This window comes from Microbulbifer sp. THAF38 (assembly GCF_009363535.1).
Classification (GTDB): Bacteria; Pseudomonadota; Gammaproteobacteria; order Pseudomonadales; family Cellvibrionaceae; genus Microbulbifer.
Genome location: NZ_CP045369.1, coordinates 3,915,104 through 3,929,274, shown reverse-complemented (window position 1 = coordinate 3,929,274; position 14,171 = coordinate 3,915,104). Strand labels below are relative to the sequence as shown.

The following is a 14,171-nucleotide window of genomic DNA, read 5'->3' as shown; positions in this document are numbered from 1 at the left end:
TTTAGAGGTCGCCCGTGGAGTCGTCGGCTTCGAACGGGAGCTCGCGAATACTGCCGTTTTCCTCCATGAGCATTTTGACCTTCTGTTCGGCGCTGGCGAGTTTTTTCTGGCACTCTCTGGTGAGTTTGACTCCCTGCTCAAAGTCGGCCAGGGCCTCTTCCAGGGGCAGATCACCCGCCTCCAGGCGCTCCACTAATTCTTCCAGGGCTTCCAGGCTCTGTTCAAAAGTTGCCGATTTTTTCTTTGCCGCCATAGCATCGCCTCGTAATTGCGGGGCAACCTTAGCCGTTGGCGCGGCAGGGGTCAATTGGCACTACTCAGAGGCTGATAAGGGTTATTGCAGGGCTTCGCGCGATAGCAGGTAATGAGCCAGTGCTTTTTTCTGCTTCTCGGTAAGGTCATACCTGGGCATCGGGGGCGTTGGGGCATCAAAGTAGTCCGCCAGGCTTTGTAATGTGTACTTTTTGTTGAGTCCGGTTAACGGCACTTGCTGCTGGTGGCACTGGGCGCAATTGTGACTGAGGTAAAGTGCTCTTCCCTCGCGCGCGGCGGTGGCATCGGTTGGCGGCGGTTTCTTGGGTACCCTAGGTGTGGTAGGTGCTTTTTCCGCTGATAACTTTACTTTTTGATGGATAGCGGTGGGTGAGAGACGATAGATGGCTCCTGTGTAATCGTCGGAAATATAAATATTGCCTTTACCATCCTCGGCAATTGCCACTGGCCTGCCGGAAACCTCCTTGCGGTTTTCGCTGAGGAAGCCCCAGAGGAAGTCCCGCTGGGAGATCTTTCCACCTTCATCCCAGTGCAGGGAAACCACTTTGTAACCATCTTTTACACTTCTATTCCAGGAGCCGTGCAATGCGACTAACGCGGCCCCACGATAACCTGCGGGTTGCTCCGGACTGCGCAGGAAGCGGATGCCGAGTGGAGCATTGTGTGCGGCAAACTCGTGCACTGGTGGCAGGGAAGAGGTGATCATCTCTTTGATGGTGGGGTCTTCATCATCGATAAAATCTGGGTCTGGCACCCGGTCGCCATAGGCATAAGGCCAGCCATAGAATTTGTCGGGATGGATCAGGTTGAGTTCATCGGGTGGCAGGTTGTCGCCAAGCCAATCTCGACCGTTATCGGTGGCGTAGAGTCCGCCATCCTTGGGTGACCAGTCAAACCCCACGCTGTTGCGTAAACCGGTGGCGAATATTTTTAGATCACTGCCATCGGGACGTAGGCGCATGATGCTGGCGCGGCGGCGATCTTTCTCTACACAGACGTTACAGCTGGAGCCACTACTCAGGTATAGCCAGCCATCCGGGCCCTTCTCGAGGGTTTTGGTCCAGTGGCCGCTGTCCTCCAGGCCTTCGACGATTCTTTGGTATCGTCCAGCCAAACGGGCATCGGAGTGATCGAAGGGCACTCTGCCAACAGCATCGCTTTCTGCGATGTAAAGCCAGTTCTCATGCAGTAGAAGTCCATGTGGTCGGTTGAGATCGCCAATCAAGATGCGCTGGCTATCAGCGCGCCCATCACCATTGCGGTCGGGGGATAAAAGAGAAACTTGTCCCTTCTTTGGTTGGGAAACCAGGATATCCCCCGAACGGGTTATTGCCAGCCAGCGTGCATTGGGCACATCATCGGCGAATAGTTCTAGTTGATAGCCAGTGGCGGCAGATAATTTTTGAAGAACTTTCTGTTCGTTGGTTTTTGCGCCACCAGTTATCTGGCGCCAGGGCACGCTAATACCCGAAGAAACCACAGTGAAGGCGCTTGAAACAACGGCGCTGAAGATAAGCAAAAAAATTAGCGTATATTTCAACGTCTTATTCCCTGTATCGATTGAACTTGAAATAAAGGTGTTTATAGTGGCCGCGCTCATGCACTGAGCCTTGTTTTAGCACAGTGCTCCCATCGGGTCTCCCCTTCTTTTATGAAAGAAATATTTCACCTTGTGAGATATGTCTTACACAAAATTCAGCAGATTGCCCCTACTTTTTTTTCGCTTGATGTCCATAATTAACTGGCAGGGACGCAAAAGGGACTGCAACTCTGCGGCAAAGGATAAAAGGAATGCGCCGCTCGCCCTATGGATATGGGCACCATCCTGTGAGACGCACCGCCCGGGCCGGATTGCCTGGGCGGTGTTTTAAATGCTTCAAGCCCCAGCTAATTCTCTAAATAACTCCTGCTTGTTACCCCTCACACTCTTGACTCTTTCTCTAGTAGATTATTCTTAGTGGCTGCCATTTTATTGTAAGTTAAGTTCGTACTTGTCTGGAATTTGTAATATTTATCCGCTTTAATGATGAGAGGTCGGCCATAATTGCTCGGGCCGGTGGAGGATGGCGCATTCAGCAATCAATCATTAGCGGTGCCCGTTTATGCCCTGGCATTCCCTCATTGCTGGGCTGTTGTCAAATTGTCAGTGAAATCATCAGCGGGTCGTCTCTCTAATCATTTCAATGTCCTATCGAAACTGGACACTCCTGTTCAGGTTCAACTTCTTCTCTCTTGTTTCCAGCTGGTCTTTCAAAGCGGGCTTTTGGGCGCTTTAAAAATTTCCACTTTGCTCGTTATAGCGGCAGTGGGCCGGGTTTTTCTGTTTAATTGCGGGGAGGCGAGGTCATGCAAGCGCGAATTTTACGCCTGAATTTGGCGGGGCAACCATTAGATTGGCTCACTTGGCAGGAGGCCTCCTGCTTGTATGTACGCGATCTGGTTACCTGGTCTCTGGGGGGCATAGTACAGCGGGTACGCGGTGGGTTTAATCGAAATGGTGAGCGGTCCACCTTGGATCTGGCATCGATCATAGCTTGTGGCGGTGCTCGAATGGCGCGCCCACGCAGTCGTCCGCCACTCACAAACCGCGCACTTTTTTTTCGGGATGTCCATACCTGCCTCTATTGCGGCAATATTTTCAAATCGTTCGAGTTGACCAGAGATCACGTTATCCCTGTGTCGAAGGGAGGGATGGATTCCTGGGAAAATGTAGTCACAGCCTGCCGCCGCTGTAATCAGCACAAGGGCAATTATTTGCTTGAAGATATTGATATGGAATTACTGGCCTTGCCCTTTTGCCCCAATGCTGCGGAATATTTGGCTTTGATTAATAGTGAGCGGATACGTGGGGATCAGATGGAATTTCTGCGCAGTCAGTTTTCCCGTCGTCGCCAGCAGGACTGGTTGTTACATTAATTCTCGGGGAGTTATTGAAATTAAAAAAAGGGGCAAAGGGCCCCTTTTTTTAATGTTTCACTTTTTTAGGCAAAAGCTAAAATAGACCTCAATTTTCTGATTGAGCTACGGATGAGCGAATCTGGCCAGTTAGATACTCAGTGAAATCATGACCGTGGTTTTGCATCATTTTGGGGAACATAGAGTTGGGGGTCATGCCGGGAAAGGTGTTCACTTCATTCAGATAGAGTTCCCCCTCCTCCGTCAGGAAAAAGTCAATGCGGGATAGATCTTTGAGTTTGAGCGCCTTAAAAGTACGCAATGAGACTTCCTGAATCCACGCGAGTTGTTCTTCATTGAGGCCCTTAGCTTTAATAAAAGTCTCAGCACGACTTCCGGAGGCATACTTTTCTTTGTAGGTATAAAAAGTATCTGCCGGTGCGCGGACCTCTCCGGGGTGGGTGGCTATCAGCTCTTCGCCAAAGGTGTACACCGCGACCTCCAGTTCGCGAGCATTTAGCGCTTTTTCGATCAGCACGTAGGATGAGAGGGTAAATGCTTCTGCTACTGCATCTTCTAGATCTTCCTTGCGACTGACCTTGAAGCAGCCCACCGAGGAGCCCTGGTTTGACGCTTTAACAAAAACCGCCTCCCATTCTTCCAGTGCTGCGTGGGCTTTGCCCAGTTCCTCAGCTTCAAGGCTGTGTAAGAATAAATAGGGGGTATTATCGATTCCCAGTGCACTCAGCCACATTTTTGTTTTAATTTTATTAAAACAAATTTTGCTCGCCTCGGGTGCTGACCCAAAATAGGGAATACCGTACATATCTAATTGGGACTGTAGATCGCCCGTTTCCCCAGGGTATCCGTGGATCGCGGGGATAACGTAATCTACATTCCAGGCATTGCCTTCTTCATCGCGAATTTTGCCATCGTAGAAGATATGGTAGACGCGGCCCTCTTTATCGGTAAGGCAACCGCTCGAGTCCATTTCTACTCGCATTAGGGCGATATCTTCGGATTCTGCCAGTTGCCCTTCAATAAAGTCTGCGGTGCGCAGGGACACTTCGTGCTCGCTGCTGCCACCGCCGCAGATAAGCAAGGTGTTGATCATAGAGTTATTCCGTCGTGGTGCCGGCCGGGGGTGCCAGTAAAACTTGCTGACACTGTTGCGGCATCGTCTTGGGTTTGGGTTTTGTCGGTTGGGTCTTAGTGCCGTTCAGTATTGCGTAGAACTCCTCGCTAAACCACCAGTCAAGGTCATTGCCGCAGGGTGCGGTGCGCACGGGGGCCTGGGGTTTACAGTCGCTGCTGCCGGCCGGGCAGGACAGTCGTACATGAAAGTGATAATTGTGTCCCCACCAGGGCCGAATCTTGCGCAGCCACTCATTGTCGGTGCCGGAAACTTCACATAAATGACGCTTGATGGTGGGGTGGACAAATATACGTTCGACCCGTTGGTCTTCAGCGGCCATACGGAGGATCTTGGGTACTCGCTCGTCCCAGTTCTCCTCAATCAAACGGTGCTGGCGAGTATCTGCCAAGGGGATAGCGGAGATATTATCGCGTTCCCATTCTGTCAGCGCACGCTCTGCGGCGCGTCTGTCCTGTGAATACCAGATATCCACATCCAGACCGGTCTGGTGACTGCTATGTCCTCCGCTGCCAAAGGGGCCGCCGCGCGCCATCGACATATCACCAATCTGTATTCTGCCGAGATTACTTTGCGCGACACTTTGGGAAAAGTCCTTCAGGAAAGCGATGGTATTTGGGTGCGCGAAATGTCGATCGCGACCGGTGCGAACCAGCTGGTAGCCCTCTCCGCGCAGTGGGAGGGTTTCCCCTCCGGCCAGGCAGCCATTGGTGTAGGTGCCTATGCTGGCTGAATCTTGAGCGCTGGGCCTCTCGCTCTCCTCCCAGGGATTGGCCTGGGCCTGGAAGCCTAGAGCGGCAGAGGCGATAACCAATGAGCGGGTGAATAACTTGATGTTGGCGAACAGTCTGGGGCGCTTAAAAAATAAGAGAGACATAAATCCCTAGTTACCGGTAAGTCTGGTGGTCGGGTTGCGCGAGGCGCGGACCCGACGAGTATAGACAGACAGTGTACTAGCTCTGTGACGCAAGTATCTCTTTGCAGTTCCCTATGAGTTGATCCATTTCTTTATCGGTGCCAATGGAAATGCGTAGGTACTCGCGGATACGGGGCTTATCGAAGTAGCGCACCAGAATACCCCGTTCACGCAGGGCCAAGTAGAGAGTCTCGGCACCGGGGGCTGGTGGCTTCGCCAAAATAAAATTCGCCATGGAGGGAACAACTTCGAATCCCAGTTCCAGCAGGGCCTCCTCTGTTCTTGAGCGTGTGGCGATCACCTTGTCACAATTGTCCTCGTGCCAGGCTCTATCGCGAATGGCTGCAGTAGCCACTTCTTGGGCAATCGCGTCGATAGGGTAGGAATTGAAGGAGTTCTTTGCGCGCAGCAGTCCTTCGATCAAGTGCTCCTGGCCCATGGCAAAGCCGAGACGCAGGCCGGCCAGCGCATAGGACTTCGACAGGGTGTGAATTACCAGTAGGTTGGGGTATTGCTCGATTAGCTGGGTGGCACTCTCGCCCCCAAAGTCGATGTAGGCCTCATCGATAATGACCACCCGCTCTGGCTGCAGCTGCAGCAGTGCCTCAACCCTATCGAGCGACAGGTGGCGTCCTGTAGGAGCGTTGGGGTTGGGGATAATAACCCCGCCAGCGGCACCCGAGAAACCCTCCACATCGAGGCTGAAATCTTCTAAAAGGGGGATGCTACGAGACTCTATGCCAAAGAGCTGGCAGTACACCGGGTAGAAGCTGTAGGTGATATCAGGGAATAGTAAGGGTTCGTTGCGGCGGAAAAAGCTGTAAAAGCTCAGCGCTAGAACCTCATCGGAGCCATTGCCGACGAAGACTTGCTTATCATTTAGGCCGTAACGCTCAGCGATAGCTGCGCGCAGCTCACAGGACTCTGGGTCTGGATAGCGCCGCAGAGCATCGGCAAAATTTCTCTGTGCCAAGAGTGCCAGTGCCTGAGGTGAGGCAGGGTAGGGGTTCTCGTTGGTGTTTAGCTTAATCAGGGTTGTGCCACTGGGCTGCTCACCGGGGGTATACGGCTCCAGCTTCTCCAGGCCGGGACTCCAAAACGATGTATTCACTACTCTACCTCTGCGCTATCGTCTTCTGCGGAAGAGCTGTCCCTGCTTCCTTTCTCTGACTCGTCATTTTTGATGGGAATATCAAATTGTGCCGCGGAACCGGCGATAAATTCCTGCATGGGCACCGGTTTACGCAGCAACATATTATCGTATTTGAGTTCGGTAGAAATCTCAGGTGTTTCACTGAAGTCATCAATCGAGCCGATTGTTTCCACCAGGCCGAGGCCTAAAAATCCGATTGGCAGTATCAAAGCCACGGCCCATCGCCAAGCGCGCCCAAGATTGGTCGCTAGGTAACAAGCGCACCAGAGCATGGCGGGCAAGATGATAGCGAGTACCAGGAAATCCAGGACCTCCATGGTATTGCCGATGGCAAAGTTGTAATTCAGCACACTGCCGAACCACTCCCAGACGGCATAAGTGAGTGCGCCAATGGCGGCGATGGAGAGGTGGGCAAAAAAGTGTGTTTCGTGACGCACCACCCGGCCTACGAAAGCCCAAACGCCCGCATAAATAACCAGGCCGATCACCGCACTCGCCAAAATATTGACAGCAATAGTCCACTGGTAAGTGCGCGCGTAGCCGAGATAGCTGAGCAGCGCAGTGGACAGAGCCACAGCGAGCACCAGGAGGATGGCGTATAGAGGGTGGGACAGGCTGGCAAACAGGTTTTCCAGCGAGTGCAGTGGCGTGGCCTCGGCAACGCTGTCGTCGCAATTGAAGATCCGCAAGCGCGACTTGCCACACTGTATCAGGTCTCCAGAGGAAATCTGATGAGAAGAAATTTCCCCTGGTTTAATCGATCGGTCCTTCAGGTTTCCCAACAGCTGGCTGCCATTGACCGTATTTAGGTCGTGCAGAATGTAATTGCCATCTTCTTCCCGGCGAATTTCCGCATGGCGCCCATCTGTATGAATATCTTCCAGAATAGCGTCGTTACTGTAAGCACGGCCCAGGGTGAATTTGTCGCCATCCATGCGATAGCGCATCTGTACCCGGTGAGCGCGGTTGAGTTCTTCAATTATCAGTGCCATTGGATTTCGCTCGTGAACTTCTCGGCAAAGGCGTCGGCAGACTCCCGGGTAAAGCCGGATAGAGTAAAGTGGCTGACCAGCGCGCGATTTTTTTGGTCCACGCTGAGGCTCAAGAAGAAGATATCGTAAAGGTCGGGGAAGTTTTTGTAGCGCCTGACACAATAGCTGGTGCGGCTAATTAAAGGCTTTTTACTCCGTTCAGGCTTGGATTGAGGGCCATTGCCATTCCCATTGCGTGGTTGGGAGGTAAACCCCTGGCGGCAGTGGAAGTTGGTGACATCCTCTTCGCCAGCGCTGTTGCCGGGATAAAAGGTGCTCATCTGGTGTTCGTATTCTGCATAAAAACGCGCTGGTAGAAGGCCTTCGGCTTCAAGCCAGAAAAACTCGTATTCCACTCGGCCGGTATTGAATTCATCGGAGAGAAAAATCACATCCTGTCCGGTGCAACCTTTGTCGATGCGCTTGATGGGATTGTCGCTGTCTTCCTCACTGTTACCCCAGCATTTAATGGCAGGCACTATTTCTCCGACGACCTTGGCCTCACCCAGAGAACGCCGTTGCCAGTCTGCCTCCAGTATGGAATCAATAATACGCTGTTGATTGTCGAGCAGTTGTTGGTAGGTGACCTCTTGAAGGTCCAATGCCACATTGCGCCGATGGAAGTGTTTTAGCAGGCTGATCAGTTTATCCACCGGTACCAGAAAGCTCACCTGATTTCCGGCAGTCGCCACATTGATGCCTACTACCTGGCCACGGGTATTAATCGCAGGGCCACCACTCATTCCAGGGTTGATGGAGCCGGCGAAGTGAATGCGATCATAAAAACTACCTCCGGCTATACCGTTGTAGGTGCCTGGTATCAAGGTCATTCCAAGATCCAGGGGGTTGCCGAGGGAGACAATGGTTTCGCCTTGTTTCGGCGTTTCAGTGGCGAGTTGCAGGTACTCCTTGCCCGGCTTGTCCTGGCGTAGTAGTGCCAGGTCGTTGACGACATCAATATCCAGAAGCTTTAGGGTCCCTTTGGTGCCATCGGTTGAAAGGTATTCCAGTATGTATTTATCCGGGTCGCTGACTGCTTGAGCAACGACATGGTAATTAGTGGCGAGTAGGCCGTCGGCTGAAATCTGGAAGCCTGAGCCGAGCCCGGCTTTGGAATTAGAAGATTTCTCGATCAGGCGGATTTGATAAAGGCTGCCACGGTAATCGCTGTAAAGCTGCTCATATCCCTGTGCCATAGCCAGAGTTGAGAAACAGAAGAGCACCCAGGCCAGAAGTTGGGCGGAAAAATTCGGCATTTTTGTTTGATTAAATTATGGACAGAAGCGGTGATACTACGGGATATAGAGTAGTGCAACAAGCGGGACACGGCCGAGGATATTAGCCGTGCCCCCCGCTTTTCAATCCCTTTATAGGTAGTCGATGATTTTCGGCTGTGCCTCTACGACTTTTTGATGCGACTCCAGATAAAAGCGCGTAAAAATTGCATCCGCCTCCTGTGGTGACATAAAGCCTTCACTAAACCCTGGGCTGACCGGATCCAGGTGTAGGCGCGCACAACTGATCACATGAGCCGCCAGCTGGGCCATGTTTTCATCTCCCACGGAAATACGGATTGTGGTTGAGAATATTCCTGCCGCCTCCATGGCTTGAGGAGAGAGTTCGGAGTGAGAGGTGAGTGCAGGGCAGAGTATCATGGTGTTGGTCTGTCCCAGGCTCACCATTTGGCCAAAAGCGGGCTCCAGCGCATCGAAGAAGCTCTTGAAAGCTTCTGTAGGAATTTGTGCCGCTTCCATATCGATACTGAACAGTGGCGTCGGCAGCTGATAGCGCATCAGGGTTTCACGCAGCGTTGAGTTCGGGTGGCTTTCCACTGCATGGCTATTCACCCGGATTTTACTGTGGCTGGCGAAGAAATGGCTGAGGCAAAGGGTATTGATGCACTTGGTCAACATGCGCATTTCCAAGGTGCGCATACCGCAGTGCACTTCCCAGGCCTTGTCTGCATCGAGGAAGGCACCTTTGATGTAATACACATCCCAGAACATGCACTGATCCCAGTTCAGCCCCTTAGCACTGTCTCCCTTGGGAATAAACATACGATGGTTCTCCCCTATTACTACGCCGGCGGTCGCGGCGCCTGTGCCACCAATGTCCTTGGTGTAGGAGTGCACTACAAAGTCCGGTCTTTCCTCGCGATCTTTGCGGCGCAGTGGCTGATAGAGGAAAGGAGTGGCCAGGGTGGCATCCAAACTGACCAGAATATTTTCCTGGTGCGCAGCCTTACAGATGGCTGGTACATCCAGCATGATACCGTGGGGATTGCAGGGCGACTCGATATAGACATGAAGTTTGGAACCCTGCTGAAGGGCATCGGCATAATCGCGCAGGGTGTCGGCAAGCAATTTTTCAAAATCTTCGCCGCTGGTACCATCAAACCAAACCAGCTGGATTGCCAGCTTATCGGGGCGTGCATAAAAGTCCTGTAATAGCTGGTGCACACCACCGTAAATATTACGCGAGACGATCAAAATATCGTCGCGGCGTAGCTGATTGGAAAGCAGCGCATCAATGGCGGCCATTCCAGAGTTGAAGTTCCAGGCCATATATTCATTGGCCGCCGGTCCGCACTCCAGATCCACTATGGCGTTGGCCAGGGAGATAGAAGTGGGGTTGAGTAGGCGTGAGTAGATATCGTGACTGGGTTCCCGGCCGCGGAAGGCGTCATCCACCCATTCGGTACAGGCATAGATATAAGTAGCGGTGCGTGCGATTACTGGCGTAGCGGAAAAAATCGCAGGGATATTATCGAACAGTGGGTAGCCACCGCGGGTGGTGATATTGAAATCGTCCCCTTGCAGGCTCTGAAAGCTGGCTCGCAGTGGATTTTGTAGGGTGTCTAACAGTTTTGCCAGCTGGAAACTCATAAAGCGTTTGGCATTGAAGTAGGCAATTTTGTCGGACCGATCCAGTCGATTCAGCGTTTCGTTTACCTGGCTCCAGAGCTGATTCAAGTTGCCCTGGGCCTGATATAACTGCGCCGCAGTTTGCTCCAGTAAACGCCCGTGCGCCGACTCCCGATCAATACAAAAATGCTGGAGTTGCTCCCGAGCAAGCTCCGCAATATTAGTGGCCTTAGTGCTGTTGCGGCGGGGTGAGAGAATTTTTACATCTTCGAGATTCGCTTCCATCGTATCCTCATTAGGTGATGCTTTTTGTTATTAGATGACTCTAACAGTCTAAGAGAAAGGATAAAATACTTGGCGTGTAATTCCTTGTAATTGGCCGTGATAGACCTGTAATCGCCGGATTCGTAAAGTAGCTACCAGTTGAGGGGGTACGGGAGATTGTGAAAGCGGTTCCCAGCCACGGATGGGCAGCCCCCGCAACATTTCGGATGGATTTTGTATTCTCGCACTGTCGGAGGTGCGTGAAGTGGGAAGAATCAGCGCAAGCTGAGCGGACAAGCTGGAACCGACGGGTGCAGAGTCTTAGTCGGAACTTTTGGATGAGCTTGCCCGGGGCACGGATGCCAAATTTTGCTCTTGATAGTGTTGTTGTAACCGTCGATGGTTGGGACCATCATTCCGGGCCGGCAGGATTGCTACTGCCGGCTTTTTTTCGAAACGGAACTGGTTATCATGACGCAGTCACAGACGTATTTTACACATGAAAAAACGTCTCAGGATGACACCAAATAACAAATGCTTACAAGGGGATGAACGATGAGCACTTGTGCCGATTTACCCGTACTGGAGTGCGAGGTACCTAAAGAAGGCTTGAAACTGGATCTGGTTTTACGGCCTAGAGAGCAAAAAGATGGTGAGCCGCAATACTGGCCTCTGTTTAATGCCGATAACCCGGAAGAGCATTTTGGTAATATGCGTTTTGGGATTCACAGAGGTGGTGTGCTTACTCTTAGGGTTAGCTTGGATTTATCTGAAGTTCCTGGACGTGAATTGGAGTTTGTTCGTTTCAAGCAAAACCATAGGCTTGATGGCGTTATTGCGCTGAGCCCGGACTTTCGTCACCAATTCCGAGCTCGCGCAAAGGAAGTGGATGGAGATTACACTAAGTTAGTCATCAAAATTAAGGATAAAGAGCAAATTCCGGATCGCTTTAATTTCCTATGGATGTGCGTAGACCCCGAGACGGGAATGCACTTCGTTTCTGGTGATCCAGAAGCTGGAGTCAACCCGATTCCAGGGCAAGCCAACAGTGGTTAGTGACAAATAGACTCCCGCACAACCTGTGAAGTTTGCGGTTGAAGGCAAAGTTGTTGGAATGCTGGCAGGGTAAACCACTCTTTAGTCATTCCCTTACTGATTAGATCTTCAAGGTGGTAGTTTGCTGACTGCCACTCTTCAGCGAGGGCGTAAACCTGCGCAGCCGTATGTTTAACGTATGTACTTTCTGGGGCTTCTCTTAATAAATCTTTGATGAGGGCGATTGAAGCAGGCGTCATGCTTAAATATGCGAGAGCTTCAGCTCTAAATTGTCTATCTTTTAGAAACGTAGAATTTTCAGTTAGATTAATAACTTTTTGAAAGTGTGTCTGAGCACTTTCAACGTTAGATAGCATTAAGTATGTCTCTGCTGTTTGGGTTATCATTCGAAGATTATTTGGAGTTGAGTTTAAAATTTCTAGATATACTTGCAAGGCAAGTTCATATTTTCCCTGAAGAAAATATACTGTCCCTAAATTTGATTTTGTGATTGGGTCACGTAATGCTTCTGGGATAGAGGTAAGAACATTCTCTGCACTATCTAGGTTTCCAGTTTCTAGCTCTATAACCCCTAATATATTGTGAGCCTTCCACCTTTCTGGATACATATTGATCATTTTTTTTAGAATTTTTCTTGCCGAATCATAGTTGGCTAGTGCTAGCTCATTTATAACAATGTAGTAGTAATTATTGAAAGAGGGATTTAGGGCTGTAGCTTCTTTGGAAAAAGCTAAGCTTTGTTTATAGTCCCCATGGATGTATTGGTGGCGAGCGAACTGGGTAAGTAGATGTGCAGATGGGTGGCCTTGAGCTTCAATTTTTGCGAGTATTGATTCAAAGCCTTGCCTATCTTGACTTACAGACTTGATGGCAAGTTTTGCTTCAAGTAAAGCTGTTTTATCAGCCCCCATTCCCTCCGCACTCGTTAGAATACCTAAGGTTTTGGTGAGAAGTTGGCTATCATTAGTCGCCCCCCATATTTTTAAAACTACTTTTGTATATGAAGAATAGAGATTTGTATTAGCTGGGTACTTACCAATCAGTTCTTCAAGGACCTTTAGGTCTGCAGGGCCTACAATTTGATCGCTATCAGTTTTAGATAGAACTACTAAGTAGCGGCTATAGTCTTCAGGATCCATTTTAGAGGAAGCATTTGGTTTTTTTCGATAGTTTTTTGAGAAGAGCCGAACGGCACTGTTACTAATCGTATATTGGGCTTCCTGTATTTTATCGCTGAGGAATACAAAACTGGCCTGTTGGCGAATTTCACTGTCTGAAGGTTTTATTCGCTGTAATTCAATATTACAGCGCAATTGCATACAGTCTAAGCGGGCTAATAAAGCATCCGTGACGCCTTTGTTTTGTAGTTTTCTTAATTGCTCCTCATAGCTTACATTTTTTTCTGGGGTATAGCTGACTAAGGCACTTGACTTTAACTGGGATGGGGCACTTGAAAGTGCTTGCCTAACCATAGTTCTCATCAATATTTCCATATCCCCCCCTTGCACTACTCCATTTATTTGAGTGGGTAGTATGGCAATATATTGTGAAGGAAGATATGTAAGAGTTTTCCAGCCCCAGAAAACAAAAGCTCCGACTATCGTTAGGATTGCTAAAGTGGAGCCAATAAGCCTGCGTTTCTTTCGTGGTTTAATCAGTAGCTGAGTGACTGTCTCAGAATATTGCAGTGTGTTTCTGTCAATTCCATGCTTACGTACCAGCTCAAGAGCCTCAAAAACCCTTTCCGCAGACTCAGGGCGTTGCTCTGGGCGCTTAGCAAGTAATCTATCTAACAAGGCAGCGAGAGGCTTGGGTATTTCTGGCCAAGCATGTTGCGGTGGAATATGAGGCTTACTGGTAATTTGCTGGGCAAAAGCCAGTGCACTTTTGTCGCCACGCTCAAACGGTTTGTACCCGCAGAGTAATTCATAGGCAATGCTGCCGAGGCTGAATAGATCGCTACGAGCATCAAGTGGTGCGCCTTGCAACTGTTCAGGAGACATTGCCTGTACGCTACCGGCGATATGGTCTTCTCTGGTGAGTTGCTGGTCGCAATCTAGAGCCTTGGCGATTCCAAAGTCGGTGATCTTGGCGACGCCATCATTGGTGACAAGGATATTCTCGGGCTTTAAATCCCGGTGGATAATCCCCAGGCAGTGGGCTTTACCCAGCCCCTGACAGATCTGCATCAGCAGGTCGAGTTTTTCAGCCAGTGTGGCGTTGTGCTCGCGCATCCACTCTTTGAGGGTAACGCCTTCAACTAATTCCATGACCAGGGCGATATTATGATCTTCCTCCAGAACATCGTACAAACGTACAATGTTGGGGTGGTTCAGTCTGGCTAATAATTGTGCCTCGCTGCGAAAGCGGGCCTCGGCAGAGTTGCCTGTCATATCAGAGCGTAACTGCTTGATGGCAACCTTACGCCCTAGCTTTACATCTTCAGCCAGATAGACAACACCCATACCGCCAGCGCCAAGGGTGCGCTCTACCCTATAGCGGCCTTGATATACGTCAGTTTTCTCCAGCGCAACTACGTCCATTGTATTTAGTTCTTTTCGGATGG

General features: G+C 50.5%; 11 protein-coding genes. 2 read left to right on the top strand and 9 right to left on the bottom strand.

The window, feature by feature from the left end; translation table 11 throughout:
* Position 1 precedes the first annotated feature (1 nt).
* Positions 2-253: an exodeoxyribonuclease VII small subunit gene (locus FIU95_RS17030; RefSeq protein WP_152454895.1), complete on the bottom strand. Its 252-nt coding sequence runs from the start codon at positions 251-253 to the stop codon at positions 2-4.
* An 81-nt stretch (positions 254-334) separates the two neighbouring features.
* Positions 335-1,813: a PQQ-dependent sugar dehydrogenase gene (locus FIU95_RS17025; RefSeq protein ID WP_172975442.1), complete on the bottom strand. Its 1,479-nt coding sequence runs from the start codon at positions 1,811-1,813 to the stop codon at positions 335-337.
* Positions 1,814-2,619: 806 nt separating this feature from the next.
* On the opposite strand from FIU95_RS17025, the gene FIU95_RS17020 reads away from it, so the two are divergent.
* Positions 2,620-3,189 carry an HNH endonuclease gene (locus FIU95_RS17020; protein ID WP_152454893.1) on the top strand — a complete coding sequence of 190 codons (570 nt, stop codon included), beginning with the start codon at positions 2,620-2,622 and terminating at the stop codon, positions 3,187-3,189.
* A gap of 88 nt (positions 3,190-3,277) precedes the next feature.
* Here the strand turns inward: FIU95_RS17020 and FIU95_RS17015 are convergent, their stop codons facing one another.
* The 6 genes from FIU95_RS17015 to FIU95_RS16990 form a co-directional block, all read right to left on the bottom strand.
* Entirely contained in the window at positions 3,278-4,282 is a 1,005-nt protein-coding gene (locus tag FIU95_RS17015) for a D-alanine--D-alanine ligase (RefSeq protein WP_152454892.1), read from the bottom strand.
* 4 nt (positions 4,283-4,286) lie between these two features.
* Entirely contained in the window at positions 4,287-5,198 is a 912-nt protein-coding gene (mepA, locus tag FIU95_RS17010; protein WP_253868708.1) for a penicillin-insensitive murein endopeptidase, read from the bottom strand.
* A gap of 76 nt (positions 5,199-5,274) precedes the next feature.
* The gene (gene hisC, locus FIU95_RS17005) at positions 5,275-6,348 is read right to left on the bottom strand and encodes a histidinol-phosphate transaminase (protein ID WP_152454891.1); all 1,074 of its coding nucleotides are present in this window, start codon (positions 6,346-6,348) and stop codon (positions 5,275-5,277) included.
* Positions 6,348-7,382 (bottom strand): FHA domain-containing protein, encoded by a 1,035-nt coding sequence (locus FIU95_RS17000; protein WP_152454890.1) that lies wholly within the window; start codon positions 7,380-7,382, stop codon positions 6,348-6,350. The genes hisC and FIU95_RS17000 overlap by 1 nt, the downstream gene beginning before the upstream one ends.
* Positions 7,373-8,677 (bottom strand): S1C family serine protease, encoded by a 1,305-nt coding sequence (locus FIU95_RS16995; protein WP_152454889.1) that lies wholly within the window; start codon positions 8,675-8,677, stop codon positions 7,373-7,375. The genes FIU95_RS17000 and FIU95_RS16995 overlap by 10 nt, the downstream gene beginning before the upstream one ends.
* 111 nt (positions 8,678-8,788) lie before the next feature.
* The gene (locus FIU95_RS16990) at positions 8,789-10,570 is read right to left on the bottom strand and encodes a PLP-dependent aspartate aminotransferase family protein (RefSeq protein ID WP_152454888.1); all 1,782 of its coding nucleotides are present in this window, start codon (positions 10,568-10,570) and stop codon (positions 8,789-8,791) included.
* Between the two features lie 534 nt (positions 10,571-11,104).
* Here FIU95_RS16990 and FIU95_RS16985 point away from each other — a divergent pair.
* Positions 11,105-11,605, top strand: coding sequence for a hypothetical protein (locus FIU95_RS16985; RefSeq protein ID WP_152454887.1), 501 nt, complete (start codon positions 11,105-11,107; stop codon positions 11,603-11,605).
* On the opposite strand, the gene FIU95_RS16980 is transcribed toward FIU95_RS16985, so the two are convergent.
* On the bottom strand, positions 11,602-14,148 hold the full coding sequence (locus FIU95_RS16980) for a serine/threonine-protein kinase (protein WP_152454886.1): 2,547 nt from the start codon (positions 14,146-14,148) through the stop codon (positions 11,602-11,604). The genes FIU95_RS16985 and FIU95_RS16980 overlap by 4 nt on opposite strands.
* Between the last annotated feature and the right edge of the window lie 23 nt (positions 14,149-14,171).